The organism is Pantoea sp. Ft-CA_14 (genome assembly GCF_024520875.1).
GTDB classification, from domain to species: domain Bacteria; phylum Pseudomonadota; class Gammaproteobacteria; order Enterobacterales; family Enterobacteriaceae; genus Pantoea; species Pantoea agglomerans.
In genome coordinates this window covers 57677-79849 of the sequence record NZ_JALNPM010000009.1, presented here as the reverse complement: position 1 = coordinate 79849, position 22173 = coordinate 57677, and the positions used below count along the sequence as shown (strand labels likewise).

At 54.4% G+C, this 22173-nt stretch carries 16 protein-coding genes, 1 pseudogene and 1 other annotated feature; of the genes and pseudogenes, 9 read left to right on the top strand and 8 right to left on the bottom strand.

From position 1 onward, the window contains the following. Window positions 1–148: 148 nt before the first annotated feature. The 4 genes from acnA to topA all read right to left on the bottom strand — a co-directional run bounded on the left by acnA (window position 149) and on the right by topA (window position 8103). Entirely contained in the window at window positions 149–2830 is a 2682-nt protein-coding gene (gene acnA, locus NR195_RS14580; RefSeq protein ID WP_010670248.1) for an aconitate hydratase AcnA, read from the bottom strand. Window positions 2831–3431: 601 nt separating this feature from the next. Continuing rightward, entirely contained in the window at window positions 3432–3590 is a 159-nt protein-coding gene (locus NR195_RS14575; protein ID WP_071778593.1) for a YmiA family putative membrane protein, read from the bottom strand. A 496-nt stretch (window positions 3591–4086) separates the two neighbouring features. After that, entirely contained in the window at window positions 4087–5061 is a 975-nt protein-coding gene (gene cysB / locus NR195_RS14570) for an HTH-type transcriptional regulator CysB (RefSeq protein WP_003853865.1), read from the bottom strand. A 417-nt stretch (window positions 5062–5478) separates the two neighbouring features. Next, window positions 5479–8103: a type I DNA topoisomerase gene (gene topA / locus NR195_RS14565; protein WP_010244475.1), complete on the bottom strand. Its 2625-nt coding sequence runs from the start codon at window positions 8101–8103 to the stop codon at window positions 5479–5481. Window positions 8104–8474: 371 nt separating this feature from the next. On the opposite strand from topA, the gene NR195_RS14560 reads away from it, so the two are divergent. Beyond that, window positions 8475–8723 carry a YciN family protein gene (locus NR195_RS14560; RefSeq protein WP_033757844.1) on the top strand — a complete coding sequence of 83 codons (249 nt, stop codon included), beginning with the start codon at window positions 8475–8477 and terminating at the stop codon, window positions 8721–8723. Between the two features lie 31 nt (window positions 8724–8754). Here NR195_RS14560 and sohB read toward each other — a convergent pair whose 3' ends face one another. Continuing rightward, a complete protein-coding gene (gene sohB, locus NR195_RS14555; protein WP_010244469.1) occupies window positions 8755–9801 on the bottom strand; it encodes a protease SohB in 1047 nt (348 codons plus the stop codon). Window positions 9802–9974: 173 nt separating this feature from the next. On the opposite strand from sohB, the gene NR195_RS14550 reads away from it, so the two are divergent. Beyond that, window positions 9975–10736 carry a YciK family oxidoreductase gene (locus NR195_RS14550; protein ID WP_256844645.1) on the top strand — a complete coding sequence of 254 codons (762 nt, stop codon included), beginning with the start codon at window positions 9975–9977 and terminating at the stop codon, window positions 10734–10736. Further along, window positions 10736–11326, top strand: a complete 591-nt coding sequence (cobO, locus tag NR195_RS14545) for a cob(I)yrinic acid a,c-diamide adenosyltransferase (protein ID WP_010670250.1) — start codon at window positions 10736–10738, stop codon at window positions 11324–11326. The genes NR195_RS14550 and cobO overlap by 1 nt, the downstream gene beginning before the upstream one ends. 54 nt (window positions 11327–11380) lie before the next feature. On the opposite strand, the gene rluB is transcribed toward cobO, so the two are convergent. Next, window positions 11381–12271, bottom strand: a complete 891-nt coding sequence (rluB, locus tag NR195_RS14540; RefSeq protein WP_010670251.1) for a 23S rRNA pseudouridine(2605) synthase RluB — start codon at window positions 12269–12271, stop codon at window positions 11381–11383. A gap of 779 nt (window positions 12272–13050) precedes the next feature. Here rluB and NR195_RS14535 point away from each other — a divergent pair. Next, window positions 13051–13698, top strand: coding sequence for a hypothetical protein (locus NR195_RS14535; protein WP_010244455.1), 648 nt, complete (start codon window positions 13051–13053; stop codon window positions 13696–13698). Between the two features lie 10 nt (window positions 13699–13708). On the opposite strand, the gene NR195_RS14530 is transcribed toward NR195_RS14535, so the two are convergent. After that, the gene (locus NR195_RS14530; RefSeq protein ID WP_003853883.1) at window positions 13709–14329 is read right to left on the bottom strand and encodes an L-threonylcarbamoyladenylate synthase; all 621 of its coding nucleotides are present in this window, start codon (window positions 14327–14329) and stop codon (window positions 13709–13711) included. Window positions 14330–14341: 12 nt separating this feature from the next. Further along, window positions 14342–15259 carry a PHP domain-containing protein gene (locus NR195_RS14525; RefSeq protein ID WP_187494699.1) on the bottom strand — a complete coding sequence of 306 codons (918 nt, stop codon included), beginning with the start codon at window positions 15257–15259 and terminating at the stop codon, window positions 14342–14344. Window positions 15260–15379: 120 nt separating this feature from the next. Beyond that, window positions 15380–15481, top strand: a sequence feature (Trp leader region). A gap of 23 nt (window positions 15482–15504) precedes the next feature. On the opposite strand from NR195_RS14525, the gene NR195_RS14520 reads away from it, so the two are divergent. The 5 genes and pseudogenes from NR195_RS14520 to trpA all read left to right on the top strand — a co-directional run bounded on the left by NR195_RS14520 (window position 15505) and on the right by trpA (window position 22068). After that, a complete protein-coding gene (locus NR195_RS14520) occupies window positions 15505–17070 on the top strand; it encodes an anthranilate synthase component 1 (RefSeq protein WP_158131655.1) in 1566 nt (521 codons plus the stop codon). Next, window positions 17070–18664: pseudogene (gene trpD, locus NR195_RS14515) on the top strand (bifunctional anthranilate synthase glutamate amidotransferase component TrpG/anthranilate phosphoribosyltransferase TrpD). The gene NR195_RS14520 and the pseudogene trpD overlap by 1 nt, the downstream one beginning before the upstream one ends. A 2-nt stretch (window positions 18665–18666) precedes the next feature. Next, entirely contained in the window at window positions 18667–20028 is a 1362-nt protein-coding gene (gene trpCF / locus NR195_RS14510; protein ID WP_256844644.1) for a bifunctional indole-3-glycerol-phosphate synthase TrpC/phosphoribosylanthranilate isomerase TrpF, read from the top strand. A 46-nt stretch (window positions 20029–20074) separates the two neighbouring features. Continuing rightward, window positions 20075–21265, top strand: a complete 1191-nt coding sequence (gene trpB / locus NR195_RS14505; RefSeq protein WP_010244436.1) for a tryptophan synthase subunit beta — start codon at window positions 20075–20077, stop codon at window positions 21263–21265. Further along, window positions 21265–22068, top strand: a complete 804-nt coding sequence (gene trpA / locus NR195_RS14500; protein WP_010244433.1) for a tryptophan synthase subunit alpha — start codon at window positions 21265–21267, stop codon at window positions 22066–22068. Before trpB ends, trpA begins: the two co-directional genes overlap by 1 nt. Window positions 22069–22173: the final 105 nt, after the last annotated feature.

The window sequence follows — 22173 nt, the reverse complement described above, 5'->3', positions numbered from 1 at the left end:
CGTAATTGCGCGGGCCGGGCATGTCATGGATGACGGCTTTTGCGTCTTTCCGATCTGACCGTATTCCGTGTGCAGCCACGGTCTCACAACTTCTTATTACAGACGTTGTAAGCCACATAAAAAAGCCGGGTTTTCCCGGCTTTTTTTATCAGTCCAGCATATTGCGGATAACGTAGTGCAGGATGCCGTCATTGCGGTAATAGGTCAGCTCATTACCGGTATCGATGCGACAGCGAGTGTCCAGCTCTTCCTTACTGCCGTCGGCACGGGTCAGCGTCACTTTAACGCTGCAGCCAGGCGTCAGTGCCTGAAGATTTTCCACGTCAATGCGCTCCTCACCGGTCAGCCCCAGGCTTTTGCGGGTCACGCCCTGCGGAAACTCCAGTGGCAGAATGCCCATCCCAATCAGGTTTGAGCGGTGAATACGCTCAAAAGATTCCGCAATTACTACCCTGACCCCCTGCAGACGTGGTCCTTTCGCCGCCCAGTCGCGACTTGAACCAGAGCCATACTCAAGACCCGCGATGACCGCCAGCGGCACGCCTTCCGCCTGATATTTCATTGCCGCATCATAGATGGCCAGCTGTTCGCCACTTGGGTAGTGTCGGGTATAACCGCCCTCCACGCCGGGTACCATCTCATTGCGGATACGGATGTTGGCGAACGTACCGCGCATCATCACTTCATGGTTACCGCGACGCGAACCATAGGAGTTAAAGTCTGTACGCTCCACGCCGTGTGACAGCAGATACCGTCCGGCCGGACTTTCCGCTTTGATGCTGCCCGCCGGTGAAATATGGTCAGTGGTGACCGAGTCGCCCAGCATGGCGAGCACTCGCGCACCGCGAATATCCTGCACCGGCTTAGGCTCTTTCTCCATATCGTCAAAGAAAGGCGACAGACGAATATAAGTCGATCCCTCATCCCAGTCGTAAGTCGCGGCTTCACTCACCTTAATCTCCTGCCACTCTGGCGTACCGTCGAAGACTTCAGCGTACTCTTTATGGAACATGTCGCTGGTGACCTGCTGCACGGCCGTAGCGATCTCTTCCGGCGAAGGCCAGATATCTTTCAGGTAGACCGGCTGGCCCTGACGATCGTGGCCCAGCGGCTCGGTCTGCAGGTTGATCTTCATGTTACCCGCCAGCGCATAGGCCACCACCAGCGGCGGCGACGCCAGCCAGTTGGTTTTAATCAGCGGATGAATACGGCCTTCAAAGTTGCGGTTGCCGGACAGCACAGCACCCACCGTAAGGTCGCCTGCTTTGATCGCAGACTCGATCTCATCTTTCAGCGGGCCGGAGTTACCGATACAGGTGGTGCAGCCATAACCAACCAGATTAAAGCCCAGCTCGTCGAGATAAGAGGTCAGTTGCGCAACGGCCAGGTAGTCTGAAACCACTTTAGAACCGGGTGCCAGCGAGGCTTTGACCCACGGCTGACGTTTCAGACCCCGCTCGACCGCTTTCTTCGCCAGTAAACCGGCCGCCATTAAGACGCTGGGGTTGGAGGTGTTAGTACAGGAGGTAATCGCACTGATCACCACCGCTCCATCGGTCAGCTTATGCGTCAGCCCGGTATCACTGTCGGTATACTCAACGATTTTATGGGGTTTCTGCGCCTGATTCACTTCCAGCTCATTGCTGGCATCAAACGCGGCGGGCACATCGCCCAGCGACACCCGATCCTGCGGACGTTTTGGTCCCGCGAGACTCGATTCCACCTCGTTCATATCCAGCGCCAGAGTGCTGGTAAAACGCGGCTCATCGCCAGGGTTGCGCCACAGACCCTGCGCTTTGGCATAGGCTTCCACTAACGCTACCTGTTCGGCATCGCGTCCGGTCAGGGTCATGTAGCTCAGCGTGACGTCATCAACCGGGAAGAATCCGCAGGTTGCGCCATATTCCGGTGCCATGTTGGCGATGGTCGCGCGGTCTGCCAGCGGCAGATCGGCCAGGCCATCACCGTAAAATTCAACGAATTTACCGACAACGCCGTGCTTACGCAGCATCTGGGTAACGGTCAACACGAGGTCGGTTGCCGTAATGCCCGCCCGCAGTTTACCGGTGAGTTTGAAACCCACCACATCCGGGATAAGCATTGAGACAGGCTGACCGAGCATGGCGGCTTCGGCTTCGATTCCCCCTACTCCCCATCCCAGCACGCCAAGCGCGTTGATCATGGTGGTGTGAGAGTCCGTACCGACCAGGGTATCGGGCCAGGCGTACTCTTCACCATTCACGGTTTCATGCCAGATCGCCTTGCCGAGATATTCCAGGTTCACCTGATGGCAAATACCGGTTCCTGGTGGCACCACGCGGAATTTATCAAACGCCTTCTGGCCCCAGCGGAGAAAGACGTAGCGCTCATGGTTTCGCTCCATCTCCAGCCGGACGTTCTCTTCAAAGGCGTCATCATTGCCAAAATGGTCGACAGTCACCGAGTGGTCGATAACCAGATCAACCGGTGACAGCGGATTGACTTTCGCCACATCGCCGCCTAGCCGATTCACTGCTTCTCGCATCGCAGCAAGGTCGACTACCGCAGGCACGCCAGTAAAGTCCTGCATTAATACACGGGCTGGCCGGTAGGCAATTTCACGATCGGCGTGGGCATCTTTTTGCCAGTCAACCAGCGCCTGGATGTCCTCCGTCGTAACAGAGTCACCATCCTGATAGCGCAGTAAATTTTCCAGCAGGACCTTGAGGGATTTTGGCAGGCGATCGATATTGCCAAGGTGTTGAGCAGCATGGGGAAGACTGAAGATGTGATATTTTTTGGTGTCGACCTGCAGTACTTCCTGACTCTGCTCGCGTAGGGTAGACGACATAGCTCCTCCTTTCATTCATGGTCTTTAAACCTCAGAGAGACAAAGGTTTATGTTAAAGATAGACCACAATTTCGTTAACGTTTTGATTACAACACAAATTGCTACAATCGATCGCAAACGAAAATGCCCCGTGAAGTCACGAGGCATCATGAAAAGGTGATTTTAATTCAAATTACAGGGTTATCCACACCGCCGCAGACCAGAACGCAAAGGAGAATGCATACGCGCTGAGCCAGGACATTTTAATAATATTCATTTGGTTCACTCCTTCGCCGGAATCGGGCGTAAAAGTTTTTGCGGTCACCTTATAGAAAGAGGCGACACCCTTTGGTCGTACAGGATGTGGTAAGGGCATTTATAGGCCCACCGGAAATTCCGGTTTTAAAAGAACAGTGACGAAGAAATGGTCTGACAACGTTATTTGTTTTTAGGGTCCAGAAACGACTCAATAAAAAGTCTCTGGTTATCACTCAAATCCCATGAATCGGGGATAGACACTTTTTCGTCCTTTGCAAGGGGTTCTTTTCCTTTACAGGAGACCGTCTTGTGCTGACCCGAGGTCAGGGAACGTTTATGGCTGAGTGTATTTGCCCACATGGCTTTAGCCCCAGATACGCCAAATCATTAACGCGACAACTACCCAAAACAGCGCAGAGGCAGCGAATACGGTTAACCAGGCTTTGCGACGAGTGTTGCCGGTACGCTCAACCTTGGTGCTTTTTGCCGGGAAACCCGGTTGTACAGTCAGTCGTGTATTCATAGTTTTTGATAATCACTCTCAACAAAATGATTGATAACATCGATTAAGATTTAGGAGGAATCCTAAACGCGTTAAGGCCAAAAATCCAGTTATTTTTATTGAGTAAAACGATTAACGGTATTAATCAATGAGCTTAAGTAACGTAAGAAATCATTAATCCCGGAACCAATATTTAATTAAAAGACCCGCTTAAAAATTTGAGTTAATTTAAAAACAGATCCACTTAAAACTATAGAGACAACTTAAGAACCTTATGTTTACTGGCTTCCCACATCAGCTCTTAACTGGAGTATGGGAATAATCCTGGCAAGCCGCAAAGTAACATAGTTAAAAATGTGTTGTAATTCGCATTTAAGAAAGACCGATGGAGAAACATGTGATCAATGTTTCATTTACAAAAAAATCATAAAAACTTTTGATTCTCATTTGGCGCTAAAGCCTGGAGACAGAAAAGGCTGCACCAGGCAGCCTTATGTTTACGCGGGGAGGTTAAATTCTATTTAAACGGCAGTTTGATATCTTTAAACATCGCTTCAATGTCTTCATTGGAGCGCAACGCAACCGCAGTATCTACCACATCGCGCGTCAGGTGCGGTGCAAAACGTTGGATAAAATCATACATATAGCTGCGCAGGAAGGTGCTGCGGCGGAATCCAATCTTAGTGGTGCTGTTGGTAAAGATATCCGCGGCTTCAATGCGAATCAGGTCAGGATCGGCCACCGGATCTACTGCCATGCTGGCGATAACGCCAACCCCCAGACCTAAGCGGACATAAGTTTTGATTACGTCGGCGTCGGTCGCGGTAAAGACGATGCGTGGCGTTAAACCTGCACGATTGAAAGCCGTATCCAGTTCTGAACGCCCGGTAAAGCCAAAGGTGTAGGTCACAAGGGGATATTCGGCCAGCTCCTCAATGGTGACCTGCCCTTTTCCGGCCAGCGGATGGTCCGCAGTCACCACAATTGCGCGATTCCAGTGGTAGCACGGCAGCATGATTAAATCGTCATAGAGATGCAGGGCTTCGGTGGCGATGGCAAAATCCGCATTACCTTTGGAGACGGCTTCGGCGATCTGGGTCGGAGAACCCTGATGCATATGCAAAGAGACGCGAGGATAGCGCTCAATAAATCCTTTGATCACACCAGGCAGCGCGTAGCGAGCCTGGGTGTGCGTGGTTGCGACATAGAGCGAGCCTTTATCAGGCCAGGTGTGTTCACCGGCTACCGATTTAATCGCATCCACTTTGGAGAGAACTTCACGCGCTATACGGATGATCTCTTCCCCTGCAGGCGTGACTTGGGTGAGATGTTTACCGCTGCGGGCAAAGATTTGCACGCCCAGTTCATCTTCCAGCATACGCACCTGTTTACTGATGCCGGGTTGAGAGGTGTAGAGACCTTCCGCCGTCGAAGAGACGTTGAGATTGTGATTGACCACTTCAACGATATAGCGCAACTGCTGTAATTTCATATCTATTCCATCCCGGTAAGTTACAGAGTCGCATCCCCGGTTGACGTATAGTCGCGAGGGTAAAGAGATGCTATGCATCAGGAAAGGTCGGAAATGCTATAACAACTATATCAGTTTAAGTGAGAGAGTAGAACGGATTGATATAAGGCTCAGAAAAAGGCCAGCGAGCGCTGGCCTGAGTATGATGACAGAGTCGGGTCTGGCCTGCTTTGAGACCTGTCTTGCGCATAGAACCGGGGCAGATCGGAAAGTCGCTCAAGCCAATCCCTGGTCGCTCGGCCCGCGCCATCCATGGCGCGGGACGCTTTCCTCTTCTGCCCCGGTTCCCTGCGCACTGAGCTTATTCACTGCTACAGGATTCACTAAGCATAGACCCTGTCGGCAGAAAAAAGGCCAGCGAGCGCTGGCCTTCAGGGATTACTTTTTCGCTTCCTGCCATTTGCCATCTATATAGAAGGCGGACCAGCCGGTTGCCTTGCCCTCTTTTTCTGAGGAGACATACTGCTGTTTGGTCTTGCGGCTGAAACGCACCAGCGTTTTGTTGCCTTCCGGATCGGCTGCTGGCGCGTCGGCCAGATATTTCAGCTTCTCAGGCAGACGATCTTTGAAGCGCTGAAGCTCTTCCACCAGCGGCGCACGCGTCTCGCGTGATTTCGGGAAGGTGTTGGCCGCGAGGAAAACGCCCGCCGCACCGTCACGCAACACGAAGTAAGCATCTGACTTCTCACACGCCAGCTCTGGCAGCGGAACCGGATCCTCTTTCGGCGGAGCAACTTCACCACTACGCAGGATCTTGCGGGTGTTTTTGCACTCTTCATTGGTACACGCCATGTACTTACCAAAGCGTCCCATCTTCAGGTGCATCTCCGAACCACACTTCTCGCACTCCACCACCGGGCCGTCATAGCCTTTGATGCGGAATTCGCCCTTCTCAATCTCGTAACCATCACACTCCGGGTTATTACCACAGACATGTAATTTACGTTCGTTATCGATCAGGTAGCTGTCCATGGCCGTGCCACACTTCTGGCAGCGACGACGGGCACGCAGGGCGTTGGTTTCAGCATCATCCCCTTCCAGAATATTGAGAACTTCATTTTCCGGGATCAGGTTGATGGTCTGTTTGCAGCGCTCTTTAGGTGGCAGCGCATAGCCGGAACAGCCCAGGAAGACGCCGGTACTGGCAGTTCGAATCCCCATCGGACGGCTACAGGTCGGGCAGTCAATCGAGGTCAGCACCATCTGGTTCGGCTGCATCCCGCCCTCTTCAGGATCTTTCTCAGCCAGTTCAAGCTGCTGGGTAAAATCGGTGAAGAAGTGGTCGAGTACCGCTTTCCATTGCGCCTGGTTATTGGCAACCTGGTCAAGGTTGCTCTCCATGCGGGCGGTGAAATCATAATTCATCAGTTCGCGGAAGTTCTCTTCCAGACGATCGGTGACGATTTCACCCATTTTTTCCGCATAAAAACGGCGGTTTTCAACCCGTACGTAGCCACGATCCTGAATCGTCGAGGTAATGGCGGCGTAGGTGGATGGACGACCAATTCCGCGCTTCTCCAGCTCGCGCACCAGTGACGCTTCGCTGAAGCGCGCCGGTGGCTTGGTGAAGTGCTGACCGGGCAGCAGTTGTTGCAGGTCCAGAACATCACCCACGCTTACCGCAGGCAGCGTACGATCTTCATCATTCTTACGCAGCGCAGGCATCACTTTGGTCCAGCCGTCGAAACGCAGAATACGGCCTTTCGCTTTGAGCCGGAAATCACCGGCGGCGGCAGTAATGGTGCTGGAGTCATATTTTGCTGGTGTCATCTGACAGGCAACAAACTGACGCCAGATCAGCTGATAGAGTTTCTGCGCATCCGCTTCCATATCTTTCAGCTTTTCCGCCACCACTTCCACATCAGAAGGACGAATCGCTTCGTGCGCTTCCTGGGAGTTCTCTTTGCTGGCGTAAGTTATGGCGTTTTCAGGCAGATACTTTTTACCGAAATTGCTTTCGATATAGCCACGCGCCATGGCGACCGCATCCTGACTCAGGTTAGTCGAATCGGTACGCATATAAGTAATGTGGCCCGCTTCATACAGCCGCTGGGCCATCATCATGGTCTTCTTGACGCCAAAGCCGAGACGGGTGCTGGCAGCCTGCTGCAGTGTCGAGGTGATATAAGGCGCGCCCGGCTTGCTGCTGGTCGGCTTATCTTCACGATCCACGATCTCATAGCGTGCTTTTTCCAGCAGCGCGACGGCGGCATACGTCTCGTCGCGGTTGACCGGACGGAAGGCTTTATCGCCTTTGTGCGTCACGTCCATCGACAGCTCATCGCCTTTCGGCGTGGTCAGCGCGGCATTAACTTCCCAATACTCTTCGGGAACAAAAGCTTTAATCTCACGTTCACGTTCCACCACCAGGCGAACGGCAACGGATTGCACACGTCCGGCAGAGAGACCACGAGCGATCTTTTTCCACAGCAGTGGCGAGACCATGTAGCCCACCACGCGGTCCATAAAGCGACGCGCCTGCTGAGCATTAACCCGATCAATATTCAGTTCGCCCGGCTTTTCAAACGCCTGACGAATCGCATTCTTGGTTATTTCGTTAAACACGACGCGGCTGAAGCGCGAGTCATCACCACCAATCACTTCCCGCAGGTGCCAGGCAATGGCTTCCCCTTCGCGGTCAAGGTCGGTTGCGAGATAGATGTGGTCAGCATTGGCGGCTAACGCCTTCAGTTCGGCAACCACTTTCTCTTTGCCGGGCAGAATCTGATAGTCCGCTTCCCAGCCGTGATAGGGGTCAACACCCATGCGGCTGACGAGTGCGGCCTTCTCATCTTTTTTAACTTTTTTGACTTTCTTGTCAGTCGAAGCGTCTTTGACTTTCTTATCTGTCGAGGCGTCAGCACTTTTTTTCGCGGTTGAACCACTGGTCGGCAGATCCCGGATATGACCCACGCTGGATTTAACCACGTAATCACTACCCAGGTATTTATTGATTGTTTTAGCCTTTGCCGGGGACTCAACAATAACGAGTGCTTTACCCATATTTACCTTTACCTAATGAAAACATCCTGCTTAACGGGAGAGGATTGGATGCCCAAAAACCCAATGGGTTCAATATTGCTGCGCCTGTTTAACATTTCAAGGCGGAGGGGTCAATCTCAGATCAGATGATGTGGCGTTATGCAACTGCATGATAAAGAGTGCTTTTTCTATCTGAACTCATCGCACATCCTGGTGCAAAATCCCTGAAATCGGAATCGCCCACACTCTACCTGATAAAATCTGTTACGCAACTTAATTAGCACTCAGCCCGGACTTACGCCAGGTTTTCATCGATTACACCGATTTGTCACACCCTGTGACTCGCCAGTAATATAGAAAGGATTGGAGTACTGTCAAACAGGAGTGAATAAATGCAGAGTTCAACTCAGGCTATTTCCCGCCAGGCGTTGCTGGAAAAGGCCAATGCGCTGATCAAAGAACATGATGATTATTTAGCGGGAATGCAGGCGGATGAGGTGATTCAGCAGGGAGAAGTGCTGGTATTTCGCGGACCGTTTTTTCTCGATGCCGATGGAGTGCCGACGGCTAAAACCACGGCGGTGTTTAACGTGTTCAAACACCTTGCCGTGGTGCTGTCGCCGCTCTACCACCTGGAATGAAAAAACCCGGCGCAGGCCGGGTTTCGCATCATCAGAGCAGTGGCTTTTCGCCGCGCTGCCAGAGTTTCAGCAGCAGGCGCTCTGCCACCGAGCCGGCGCTCTGCGTAAAGCGATCCATCACCTTACGGCGGCGGGCATAATGCACGCCGAGCACGCTGAACTTATCCATCTGACGGATGATCAGATCATCGCTGGTGCCGATTTCGTCAACCAGGCCGAGGTCCAGCGCCTGGCGGCCATACCAGTGTTCACCGGTTGCCACCTGATCGATGTCGAGTGACGGGCGCATCTGGTGGACAAACTGCTTGAACAGCAGGTGCGTTTCGTCGAGATCTTCCTGGAATTTCTCACGTCCCTCTTCGGTGTTTTCACCAAACAGCGTCAGCGTGCGCTTGTACTGTCCGGCGGTATGCAGCTCAATATCAATGTCGTTCCGTTTCAGCAGGCGGTTGAAATTGGGGATCTGCGCGACCACGCCGATGGAGCCAATAATCGAGAAAGGTGCCGCCACAATACGATCGGCTACGCAGGCCATCATGTAACCGCCGCTGGCCGCCACTTTATCCACGGCCGCCGTGATACGCAGACCCTGATCGCGCAGACGCTGCAGCTGCGAGGCTGCCAGGCCATAGCCATGAACCACGCCGCCAGGGCTTTCAAGACGCAGCAGCACTTCATCGCCAGGCTGCTTGACGGCCAGCACGGCTGAAATCTCTTCGCGCAGTGAAGTCACCTCATGGGCGTCCATGCTGCCTTTGAAATCGAGTACATAGAGCGTGGGCTTAGCACTGTCTGTCTGCCCCTGCTTCGCCGCCTGCTTTTCCGCTTTGGCTTTCAGCTTTTCACTTTTCTTATGATTTTTCAGCCAGACTTTTTGTGCCTGAGGCTTCATTTTTGCCAGCTGCAAATCCTCTTTCATCTGTTGATAGTCATCATCCAGATGAGTCAGTCGAAGCTGACCGTTTTGTGCCCGTTTGCGTAATGCGGCATTCATCACAATCATGACAATCACAGCGACGGCAACCACCAGTGTCACCACTTTCGCTAAAAACAGTCCATACGTTGAAATAAAATCCATAGGTCGCCTTAGTAAACTGAGAATCAAAAACAGTTCGCCAGTTTAGCCGTTTTGCCCCGCTTCGTCGCCTGAAATGCCAGCAGCTGGCAAAGAATGCGTGGGTTGGCGATTGCGCCCATTCGTAAATTCAGGCATAAAGCGGAATCATGCTGTTTTCGCTGGAGGACCCCGCTGTGCATTATCAACCGAAAAGCGACCTGCTCAATCATCGCATTATCCTGGTCACTGGCGCTTCAGATGGCATTGGCCGGGAAGCGGCGCTGACTTATGCCCGCTATGGCGCAGAAGTGATCCTGATGGGCCGTAACCCTGAGAAGCTTCAGCAGGTCGAACAGGCGATCAATCAACTTATTCTCTGCCCTGCTCACACTGTGGTGTTCGATCTGGCCGAAGCGACACCGGAACGTTGCCAGCAGGTGGCAGAACAGCTGGCCCAGCAGTTTCCGCGTCTTGACGGCGTGCTGCATAACGCCGGTATCCTCGGTGAGATTGTGCCGCTGGCTGAACTCGACCCACAGGTCTGGCAGCAGGTGATGAACATCAACCTGGACGCCACCTTCTTCCTGACGCAGGCGCTGTTGCCGCTGCTGTTAAAATCTGATGCCGGTTCACTGGTGTTTACCACCTCCAGCGTGGGCCGTACCGGTCGCGCGGGCTGGGGGGCTTACGCCGTCTCTAAATTTGCTACCGAAGGCATGATGCAGGTACTGGCTGATGAGTATAAAACGCAGGCATTGCGGGTGAACTGTATTAATCCGGGCGGGACGCGAACCAAAATGCGTGCCAGCGCGTTCCCGCAGGAAGATGCCAATAAGCTGAAAACCCCTGCCGATCTGATGCCGCTCTACCTTTATCTGATGGGTGATGACAGCCGTCGCAAAACCGGGATCAGCTTTGATGCCCAGCCAGGCAGAAAACCGGGAGCCGCTGAATAATGGCTGACGATCGTCATCAACAGCGTCAGCAGCGGTTAAAAGAACAGGTTGATGCGCGTATTGCTGCAGCCACGGAGGTTCGTGGCATCCTGATGGTCTTTACCGGCAATGGCAAAGGCAAAACGACTGCGGCCTTTGGCACCGCACTCCGCGCCACCGGTCATGGCAAACGCGTGGCGGCTATCCAGTTCATTAAAGGTGACTGGCCGAATGGCGAGCGAAACCTGCTGGAACAGCACGGTGTTGAATTTCAGGTGATGGCAACCGGCTTTACCTGGGATACGCAGAACCGCGAAACGGATACCGCCGCCTGTCTGGCGGTGTGGCAGCATGCAAAACGGATGCTGGCCGATGAGCAGCTGGATCTGGTGGTGCTCGACGAAATCACCTATATGGTCAGCATGGATTATCTGCCACTGGAGGAGCTGATAGCAGCCCTGCAACAGCGCCCGGCGCATCAGAGCGTCATCATTACCGGACGTGGCTGTCATCGCAGCCTGACTGAGATGGCGGATACGGTGACTGAGATGCGGCCGGTTAAGCACGCTTTTGATGCCGGGATACAGGCTCAGCAGGGAATTGACTGGTAACAGAAAAAGAAAACGCAGCCCTGGGGCTGCGTTTTTAGCGATCGGGCAACGTAATTAACCGGAGTTACGTTTGCTGCCCGGATTGCGGCGTGGTGCACGTGGGGTGCTGCTCACTTTACTGTGACGTTTCACGGCACGACGAATCTGGTTCGCTTTGGTGCGACGACGATCTTTTTCGACCACCAGTTTGGTAACCGTTTCATCATCCATCTCCACCAGGTTACGCAGGTAGTTAACCGCAGGCAGATCCAGTTCGGTCCAGCCACCGCGTGGCAGGCCTTTTGGTAAGGTGATATCGCCGTAGCGAACACGCATCAGACGACTGACCTGCACGCCGACCGCTTCCCATAAACGACGCACTTCACGGTTGCGTCCTTCGGTCAGGGTCACGTTGTACCACTGGTTGATCCCTTCTCCACCGCCAAATTTCAGGGTTTTAAAGGCAGCCGGGCCATCTTCCAGCTGAACGCCCTTGCTCAGCTGACGAATTTTATCATCGTCGACCTGACCAAAGACGCGCACCGCATATTCACGTTCCACTTCACGGCTCGGATGCATCAGGCGGTTCGCCAGTTCACCGTCAGTGGTGAAGAGCATCAGACCACAGGTGTTCACATCCAGACGGCCAACGGCAATCCAGCGTGAACCGCGCAGACGAGGCAGACGGTCAAATACCGTTGGGCGCCCTTCAGGATCGCTGCGGGTACAGAGTTCACCTTCTGGTTTGTAGTAAGCCAGCACGCGGCAAACTTCGGTTGCTGATTCAGCAATCGAGACCAGATGGCCATCAATACGGATTTTCAGAGATTTGCTGCTTTCAACGCGGTCGCCCAGGGTGGCGATCTTGCCGTCGACGCTGACACGGCCAGCGGCAATCATTGATTCGATTTCACGACGCGAGCCATGACCGGCACGCGCTAAGACTTTCTGTAACTTTTCGCTCATTGAGCTTCCTCTTTGTCGCCTTCCCAGGCGTCACGGTAGGGTGATAATTCTTTCTGAATCAATAGGTTAACCTATTAATTCGGCCCCATTATACAGGCATTTACCCCTGAAGTAACGCGCTTTATGAGTGGGCCTGAAGCGAATTAAGAAGGGTCAGCCTCTGATAGTTTTAGATCTGATAATATCTGACGCTGATTTAAATAATCCCCGTGCATCTGGCAGGAATAAGATTAATAAAATGCATGTATTAAAAACTTTATAGCTGATGACAATTAAATTTTCTAACCACTTCGGTTTCATCAACGTAATGTTCTGGTGATAAAAACCTTAACACTATCTTACACTTTCGCTGGTTTTCCCTTGCTTTTATTCTTCTTAAAAAAACACTAAAGCCAGCACAAACAACTGTTTTAATGATTTAATCCATTATAACCGCTCGGTAAATACAAAAAAGCCAGATTTTTCTTAACGCAGATTTATTTAAGGCCTTATTTTCAAGGACATTTGATTCTTATTAGCTTTAATAAATTGTACGACACTATTAAGCTGATATAATTTATTCCTGTAGCACAATAAAAAGCAGGACTCACGACAGAGGGGTCTTGCAACAATGAAGTCCGGCTTTTGTTATTCGTTTATAAAAATAGTCTTTTTAGATTAATCCAATAAACCGGCGCATCCGGAGTTGTTGCGTTAATACGGTTCAGTGATGAACCTTGCTTGCATGTCAAAAATCTTCACCAGGGATTTCCCGACATGCCTGAATAAAGAAACCCATCATGAAAAACCTGTTGCTGTGCCCGGTGCTTGCTGCACTGGTGCTGAGCGGGTGTTCTGTGGGCCATACTGAGTACAGTCGTACGGCGATGCAGCACGTAGATATGAGCGTGACTGGCATTCCGACGATCCTCGGTCTCGGCACACTGGGCACCAGCATTCCTCTGACGCCTGAATATAGCCTGACAGCTGCGCACGTTGCCAAAACTGCCGTGCAGCGCGTCAAGTCTTATCACCCTTATTGCGACCTTGCGATTATTTATCACAAGAATGACGCCAGCACGCTGACTAAGTTCCGCAGCAGCGACATCGGCGATCCGGTTAAAATGTATGGCTACAGTTTTATTTCAGCGATGCCGGTTGAATCGACCGGAGTTAATTTAGCCCGTACGGCTATTCGGAATAACTGGAATAAAAGTCCCTGTATAGCCATGGCCTCCAATGCAGGTGTTGTTCAGGGGATGTCGGGCGGCGGCGTTTATAACCGTGATGATACGCTGGGCGGCGTGATTGTTGGCTATTCTGACTCGATTAAAAATGGGCGTAATAACAAAGTGATCCTGAAAGATGTGTCACTTTATATTCCTTACGGCCAGTTTAAAAGCTGGTTAGAGTCGAATCTGGCCCAGACACCGACACGCGGTGCCTGAGCCTGAGGGCTTACAGGAACGGGCGGGTATCGCCCACCCCTTCACGCACAATTTCCGGCGCATCGGTGGTCAGATCGACCACCGTGGTCGGCTGCTGGCCCAGCGTGCCGCCGTCGATAATCAGATCGACCAGCTTGCCGATGCTGTGCTGGATCTCTTCCGGATCGGACTCGGTGAAATCGTTGCCCGGCAGAATTAATGAGGTCGACATCATCGGCTGATTCAGTGCTTCCAGCAGCGCCAGCGCCACGGGATTAGAGGGCACGCGCAGACCAATGGTCTTACGTTTTTCATTCATCAGGCGGCGCGGCACCTCTTTGGTCGCCTTGAGAATAAAGGTGTAGTTGCCTGGCGTGTTGTTTTTCAGCAGGCGAAACGCTGAGTTGCCCACCTGCGAATAGACCGACAGCTCAGAGAGATCCCGGCACATCAGGGTAAAGTTGTGGTGCCCGTCGAGCTGACGGATACGACAGATACGCTCCATCGCGCCCTTCTCCTCCAGCCGACAGCCCAGCGCATAGCCGGAATCGGTTGGATAAACAATGACGCTGCCTTTGTTCAGGTAGTCAACCGCCTGATTAATCAGGCGAGGCTGCGGGTTGTCCGGATGAATATGAAACAATTGACTCATAGAAACCTCGTGTCACCTTTCCGTGATTGCCAGGCCGGGAGCCAGATCCGGGAAGCGTTCCCAGACCGGCTCAACCGCCGCGGGCAGCCAGAGTTTGCGGCCCAGTTCAATCCACGGACAGGGTTGATGAAAATCAGAACCTTGTGATGCGGCCAGTTCATTATCTCTGGCATATTGCGCCAGCGTCGTGCGCTCATTAGGTGGCTGCTGGCACTGCGCGACTTCCATCGCATCGCCGCCCGCTTCGCGGAAATGGGCGACCAGCCGTTTGAGCCACTTTGCCGATAAACCGTAACGGCCAGGATGCGCCAGCACGGCGCAGCCACCAGAATGATGAATCGCATCAATAGCTTGTTTAATTGTACACCATTGTGGCGGCACGTAACCGGTTTTGCCACGCGCCAGATAATTTTTGAACACCTGCGCCATATTTTCTGCTTTACCCTGCTCAATCAGGAAGCGGGCAAAGTGACCGCGGGTAATGATGCCGCCATCAGCCAGTCGCGTCGCTCCCGCCAGCGCATCCGGGATACGTGCCTTCGCCAGTCGCTCACCAATCTCTTCTGCACGTGCCTGCCGACAGGCATGTTGTCCGGCCAGAAACGCCACCATCGCCGGATGGCGGATATCAATGTTCAGTCCCACGATATGAATCTCATGGTTTTCCCACAGGGTGGAGATTTCTGCGCCCGCCAGCACTTTTATCGGTAAATCGTAATCGATTGCCGTTTGCTGCGCTTCATCAACCCCTGCAACGCTGTCGTGATCGGTGATCGCCAGTACGCCGACGCGCATCTCAACCGCTCGCTGCACCAGGGCGGCTGGCGTCAGTAAGCCGTCAGAGGCACGCGTGTGGCTGTGTAAATCATAAACCGGGAAACGGGCGATATCGCTCAAGAGAACTCCTGCAAAAACTAAACCGGCCAGCATGATAACGATTTTCACGGTCAGTGAAAAAGTGTATTGACATTTCCGCCCTGAACCCGTTAACTAGTACACAAGTTCACACGTAACGGGTATTCAATCATGGCTGTTGTAATCACGCATTTAAACGGTTGGCGCGATGTTCCCGAAAACGGGCGACAGGGTCGTGCACACTTTGCGTAAACGCTGTGCTAATACCTGAGCCCGCCACCGAGCGGGCTTTTTTTTGAGCGAAATTCAGAGAAATCATCATGCCAAATGCGAAACCTACAGTGAAGTTGATTACCGGCACCGCACCCTACCGCGAAGATCCGGCCGCAGTGTTTCACCAGCTGTGCGGCGCACGTCCGGCAACCCTGCTGCTTGAATCCGCTGACATCGATAGCAAGCGCAACTTAAAAAGCCTGCTGATTGTCGACAGCGCGCTGCGCGTCAGCGCAATGGGCAATAATGTCACCGTTCAGGCGTTGTCAGAAAATGGCCGCGCCCTGCTGCCGCTGCTGGATGAGGCCCTGCCTGCGTCGGTCAGCAATCAGGTTCGTCCCGATGGACGCGAGCTGACTTTCCCGCAGAGCACCGACCATCAGCAGGATGAAGATTCCCGCCTCAAGGCCCTGTCGGTGTTTGATGCTTTGCGTCTGATTCCACAACTGGTCAACTCCCCTGCCGATGAGCGCGAAGCCGTGCTGCTGGGTGGCCTGTTTGCTTATGATCTGGTTGCCGGTTTTGAAACCCTGCCGGAGCTGGATAATCAGCAACGCTGCCCCGACTACTGTTTTTACCTGGCAGAAACCTTACTGGTGATCGATCACCAGACCCGCAGTGCGCGTCTGCAGGCCAGCCTGTTCTGCCCGTCCACCAGCGAGTTCCAGCGCCTGCAGCGCCGCATCGAGCAGTTGCACGGCCAGATGCTGCAGCCGGCACCAGCTCTGCCGGTCCAGCCAGTTGAACAGATGATGCTGACCACCAGCCAGAGTGATGAAGAGTATTGCGACGTAGTTCGCACCCTTCAGCAGGCGGTTCGCATCGGCGAAATTTTCCAGGTCGTGCCGTCACGTCGCTTCTCGCTGCCGTGCCCGTCGCCGCTGGCTGCTTATGAGACACTGAAAAACAGCAATCCCAGCCCCTACATGTTTTTCATGCAGGATCAGGATTTCTCCCTGTTTGGCGCGTCGCCGGAGAGTTCGCTGAAGTATGACGCCACCTCCCGTCAGATTGAGATCTACCCGATCGCCGGTACCCGCCCGCGTGGCCGCCATGCTGATGGCTCACTGGACCGCGATCTCGACAGCCGCATTGAGCTGGAGATGCGTACCGACCATAAAGAGCTGGCTGAGCATCTGATGCTGGTGGATCTGGCGCGTAACGATCTGGCGCGTATCTGCGTGCCCGGCAGCCGTTACGTGGCTGACCTGACCAAAGTCGACCGCTACTCGTTTGTGATGCATCTGGTTTCCCGCGTGGTGGGTACGCTGCGCGCGGATCTCGATGTGCTGCACGCTTATCGTGCCTGTATGAACATGGGCACGCTGAGCGGAGCACCAAAAGTTCGCGCCATGCAGTTGATTGCCGGGGCTGAACGCACCCGTCGCGGCAGCTACGGCGGCGCGGTGGGCTACTTCACCGCCCAGGGCGATCTCGATACCTGTATCGTTATCCGCTCCGCCTATGTAGAAGATGGCGTCGCCACCGTTCAGGCGGGCGCTGGTGTGGTGCTGGATTCTAATCCGCAGGCTGAAGCTGATGAAAGCCGCAACAAAGCGCGCGCCGTACTGCGCGCTATCGCGACTGCCCATCACTGCAAGGAGATCTTCTGATGGCCGATATTCTGCTGCTCGATAACATCGACTCTTTTACCTATAACCTGGTTGATCAGCTGCGGACCTTTGGTCACAACGTGGTGATTTACCGCAACAACCTGCCCGCCGAACTGCTTATTGAACAGCTGCAGCGGATGGAGAACCCGGTGCTGATGCTCTCTCCCGGTCCCGGCGCGCCAAAAGATGCTGGCTGTATGCCGGAGCTGCTGCGGGTGCTGCGTGGTCGTCTGCCAATTATCGGTATCTGTCTGGGTCACCAGGCGATTGTCGAAGCCTATGGCGGCCATGTGGGCCAGGCAGGCGAGATCCTGCACGGCAAAGCCTCTTCAATCGACCATGACGGCGAGGCGATGTTTGCCGGTCTGAGCAATCCGCTGCCGGTGGCGCGCTATCACTCGCTGGTGGGCAGCAACACGCCGGAAGAGCTGACGGTGAACGCCAGTTACAACGGGATGGTGATGGCCGTTCGCCATGAAACCGATCGCGTATGCGGGTTTCAGTTCCATCCTGAATCGATTTTGACTTCTCAGGGCGCGCGCCTGCTTGAGCAGACGCTGGCCTGGGCGCTGGCGAAGTAACAGGGAGAATAAACATGCAACAGACACTGGAAAAACTTTACCAGGCGCAGACGCTGAATCAGGCTGAGAGTCATCAGCTGTTCAGCGCCATCATTACCGGACAGCTGGAGCCAACGCAGCTCGCTGCCGCGCTGATCGCCATGAAAGTGCGCGGTGAAACGCCGGAAGAGATCGCCGGAGCCGCCACCGCACTGCTGGAAGATGCCAAACCTTTTCCCCGCCCTGATTATGCGTTTGCCGACATTGTGGGCACCGGCGGCGATGGCAGTAACAGCATTAATATCTCGACTGCCAGCGCCTTTGTCGCTGCGACCTGCGGTCTGAAAGTGGCGAAGCACGGCAACCGCAGCGTCTCCAGCAAATCGGGCTCCTCCGATCTGCTGGCCGCCTTTGGCATCAATCTCGATATGCCCGCTGACCGGGCGCGCCAGGCGCTGGACGATCTGAATGTCTGCTTCCTGTTTGCGCCGCAGTATCACACCGGTTTTCGCCACGCGATGCCGGTCCGCCAGCAGCTTAAGACCCGTACGCTGTTTAACGTGCTGGGCCCGCTGATCAATCCGGCACGCCCGCCACTGGCGGTGATTGGCGTCTACAGCCCGGAACTGGTGATGCCGATTGCCCAGACGCTGAAAGTGCTGGGTTATCAGCGCGCGGCGGTGGTTCACGGTGGCGGAATGGATGAGGTGGCGCTGCACGACGTGACTCATGTGGCCGAACTGCGTGAAGGTGAAATTACGCGCTATCAGCTCTCGCCAGAGGACTTTGGTTTTGGCTTCCATCCCAAAGAGGCGCTAGCGGGCGGCACGCCGGAAGAAAATCGTGACATTCTGACCTCTTTACTCCAGGGTAATGGCCAGCAGGCCCATGAGGAGGCCGTCGCCGTCAACGTGGCGATGTTGCTTAAAGTATTCGGTCAGGAAGATCTGCGTGAAAACGCACAGCAGGCGCTTAACGCCATCCGCAGCGGACAGGCTTATGAGCGTGTCGTCGCACTGGCAGCAAGAGGATAATCATGAAAGGCACCGTGTTAGAAAAAATTGTTCAGGACAAAGCGATTTGGGTTGAAGCCCGTCAGCAGCAGCAGCCTCTCTCTACCTTTCAGAACAGCATTGAACCTGCCAGCCGTCATTTCTACGACGCGCTGCAGGGTGCAAGAACCGCGTTTATCCTGGAGTGTAAAAAGGCCTCTCCCTCGAAAGGCATTATTCGTGAGGATTTCGATCCAGCCGCCATTGCCGGGGTCTACCGCCACTACGCTTCCGCGGTATCTGTGCTGACCGATGAGAAATATTTTCAGGGCGACTTCGCCTTTCTGCCGATTGTCAGCGCGGCCATCACCCAGCCGGTGCTGTGCAAAGATTTTATCATCGACCCCTATCAGATCTATCTGGCCCGTTACTACCAGGCGGATGCGATTCTGCTGATGCTGTCAGTGCTGGATGACGAGCAGTATCGTCAGCTGGCCGCTGTGGCGCACAGCCTGAAGATGGGCATTCTGACTGAAGTAAGCAATGAAGAGGAACTGGAGCGGGCTATCGCGCTGCAGGCCAAAGTCGTGGGTATCAACAACCGCGATCTGCGTGACCTCTCTATCGATCTTAACCGCACCCCTCAGCTGGCACCGCGCCTGTCACACGGCGTCACGGTAATCAGCGAATCAGGCATTAACAGCTATGCCGATATTCGCGAGCTGAGCCATTTTGCCAACGGCTTCCTGATTGGTTCTGCACTGATGGAAGAAGCCGACCTGACCGCAGCGGTGCGTCGGGTCACGCTGGGCAGCAATAAAGTGTGCGGCCTGACCCGTGCCGAAGATGCGCGTGCCGCCTATGAAGCCGGGGCAATCTATGGTGGGCTGATCTTCGCGGAAGGTTCCCCGCGCCAGATTGACACCGCTACGGCGCAGACCGTTATCGCTGCGGCCCCGCTGCGCTACGTCGGCGTGTTCCGCAATGCCGCTATGAGTGACATTGTCACGCAAGCCGGTGCGCTTTCACTCTCTGCGGTGCAGCTGCATGGCAACGAGACGCCGGCGTTTGTGGCTGAACTGCGTGCGGCTCTGCCAGCAGAGATTCAAATCTGGAAGGCGCTGCGCATTGAAGGCACCTTGCCGGCGCGCGACTGGCCTCATGTTGACCGTTATGTGTTTGATAATGGCGACGGTGGAACCGGACAGCGTTTCGACTGGTCGCTGTTGCAGGGACAGACGCTCAACAATGTTCTGCTGGCCGGTGGCCTGAGCGCGGATAACTGTGTTGAAGCCGCGCAGCTCGGCTGTGCCGGACTGGACTTCAACTCTGGCGTGGAAAGCGCGCCTGGCATCAAAGATGCCCGTAAAATTGCCGCTGTGTTTCAGACACTGCGAGCCTACTGATTTGCCTGGCCTGCTCAACGGCGGGCCCGAGAAAGGAAGATAAAAAATGACGTTACTTAATCCCTACTTTGGCGAATTTGGCGGAATGTATGTTCCGCAAATCCTGATGCCAGCCCTGCGCCAGCTGGAACAGGCGTTTGTCGACGCCCAGAAAGATCCTGAGTTTCAGGCCGAGTTTACCGACCTGCTGAAGAACTATGCGGGTCGGCCTACCGCCCTGACGCTGTGCAAAAACCTGACTAAAGGCACCAAAACCCGCCTCTATCTTAAGCGTGAAGATCTGCTGCACGGTGGCGCGCACAAGACCAACCAGGTGCTGGGTCAGGCGTTGTTAGCCAAACGCATGGGCAAAAACGAAATCATTGCCGAAACCGGTGCGGGTCAGCACGGCGTGGCTTCAGCGCTGGCCTGTGCGCTGCTGGGCATGAAATGCCGCATCTATATGGGCGCAAAAGATGTGGAGCGTCAGTCACCCAACGTCTTCCGTATGCGTCTGATGGGCGCAGAAGTGATCCCGGTGCACAGCGGCTCCGCCACGCTGAAAGATGCCTGTAATGAAGCGCTGCGTGACTGGTCTGGCAGCTACGAGACATCACACTATATGCTCGGCACCGCGGCGGGTCCGCATCCCTTCCCGACGATTGTGCGTGAGTTCCAGCGCATGATTGGCGAAGAGACTAAAAAGCAGATTCTGGAAAGAGAGGGTCGCCTGCCCGATGCGATCCTCGCCTGTGTGGGCGGCGGCTCCAACGCCATCGGCATGTTTGCCGACTTTATCGATGAGACCAGCGTGAAGCTGATCGGCGTAGAGCCTGCGGGCCACGGCATTGAGACCGGCGAGCATGGCGCGCCGCTCAAGCACGGTCGCGTCGGCATCTACTTCGGTATGAAATCGCCGATGATGCAGACCCATGATGGCCAGATTGAGGAGTCTTACTCGATCTCTGCCGGCCTCGACTTCCCGTCGGTAGGCCCGCAGCATGCGCACCTGAACAGCATTGGTCGTGCGGAATATGTCTCCATCACCGATAACGAAGCACTGGCCGCCTTTAAACAGCTCTGTCGCGATGAAGGTATCATTCCGGCGCTGGAGTCATCCCACGCCCTGGCGCACGCCATGAAAATGATTCAGGCCGAGCCGGAAAAAGAGCAGTTGATTGTGGTCAACCTCTCTGGCCGCGGCGACAAAGATATTTTCACCGTTCATGACATTTTGACAGCGCAGGGAGAAATCTGATGGAACGTTACAATCAACTGTTTACGCGTCTGTCAGCGAATAACGAAGGGGCTTTCGTGCCTTTTGTTACGCTGGGCGATCCGTCACCGGAGCTTTCACTGCGCGTGATTGACGCCCTGGTTGAAGGAGGCGCGGATGCACTGGAGCTGGGTATTCCCTTCTCCGATCCCCTCGCAGATGGCCCGACCATCCAGAATGCGACGTTACGCGCCTTTGCGGCGGGCACCAACACCAGCCAATGCTTTGAAATGCTGGCCACTATCCGCCGTAAGTATCCGGATCTGCCGATTGGATTGCTGATGTACGCCAATCTGGTCTTCACCAACGGTGTGGATGAGTTCTATGCCCGTTGTGCAGAGGCGGGTGTGGATTCGGTGCTGGTGGCGGATGTGCCCGTTGAAGAGTCCGCGCCCTTCCGTCAGGCGGCGCTGCGTCATGGCATAGCACCCATCTTCATCTGTCCGCCTAACGCCAGCGATGAGCTGCTGCGCGAGATCGCTTCACACGGACGGGGTTACACCTACCTGCTGTCGCGCGCGGGCGTGACCGGTGCTGAAAACCGCGCCAGCCTGCCGTTGCAGCATCTGATCGACAAGCTGCGTGAATACCATGCAGCCCCGCCGCTGCAGGGCTTTGGTATCTCTGAGCCTGAACAGGTTAAGGAAGCGATCGCCGCGGGCGCTGCGGGCGCGATCTCCGGCTCTGCGATTGTCAGAATCATCGAAAAACATCATTCAGAGCCTGAGGTGATGCTGAGCGAGCTGAAGAACTTTGTCAGCCGTCTTAAAGCCGCCAGCCGTTAATCCTGCCAGCATGCCTTATCGCGCGATAAGGCATGATTTGTTTCCTTTTTTTTCATTCCCCCATTTGCCCTTTTTGCAAAATCTGCACCACAATGACAATGCGCC

Coding starts and splice junctions, on each gene's coding strand:
- NR195_RS14525 (WP_187494699.1), bottom strand. CDS start 15,259: ATGCTGGCCGGTTTAGTTTTTGCAGGAGTTCTCTTGAGCGATATCGCC.
- trpCF (WP_256844644.1), top strand. CDS start 18,667: ATGAAAGGCACCGTGTTAGAAAAAATTGTTCAGGACAAAGCGATTTGG.
- cobO (WP_010670250.1), top strand. CDS start 10,736: ATGGCTGACGATCGTCATCAACAGCGTCAGCAGCGGTTAAAAGAACAG.
- NR195_RS14560 (WP_033757844.1), top strand. CDS start 8,475: ATGCAGAGTTCAACTCAGGCTATTTCCCGCCAGGCGTTGCTGGAAAAG.
- rluB (WP_010670251.1), bottom strand. CDS start 12,271: ATGAGCGAAAAGTTACAGAAAGTCTTAGCGCGTGCCGGTCATGGCTCG.
- topA (WP_010244475.1), bottom strand. CDS start 8,103: ATGGGTAAAGCACTCGTTATTGTTGAGTCCCCGGCAAAGGCTAAAACA.
- NR195_RS14575 (WP_071778593.1), bottom strand. CDS start 3,590: ATGAATACACGACTGACTGTACAACCGGGTTTCCCGGCAAAAAGCACC.
- trpB (WP_010244436.1), top strand. CDS start 20,075: ATGACGTTACTTAATCCCTACTTTGGCGAATTTGGCGGAATGTATGTT.
- NR195_RS14520 (WP_158131655.1), top strand. CDS start 15,505: ATGCCAAATGCGAAACCTACAGTGAAGTTGATTACCGGCACCGCACCC.
- cysB (WP_003853865.1), bottom strand. CDS start 5,061: ATGAAATTACAGCAGTTGCGCTATATCGTTGAAGTGGTCAATCACAAT.
- acnA (WP_010670248.1), bottom strand. CDS start 2,830: ATGTCGTCTACCCTACGCGAGCAGAGTCAGGAAGTACTGCAGGTCGAC.
- NR195_RS14535 (WP_010244455.1), top strand. CDS start 13,051: ATGAAAAACCTGTTGCTGTGCCCGGTGCTTGCTGCACTGGTGCTGAGC.
- sohB (WP_010244469.1), bottom strand. CDS start 9,801: ATGGATTTTATTTCAACGTATGGACTGTTTTTAGCGAAAGTGGTGACA.
- NR195_RS14530 (WP_003853883.1), bottom strand. CDS start 14,329: ATGAGTCAATTGTTTCATATTCATCCGGACAACCCGCAGCCTCGCCTG.
- trpA (WP_010244433.1), top strand. CDS start 21,265: ATGGAACGTTACAATCAACTGTTTACGCGTCTGTCAGCGAATAACGAA.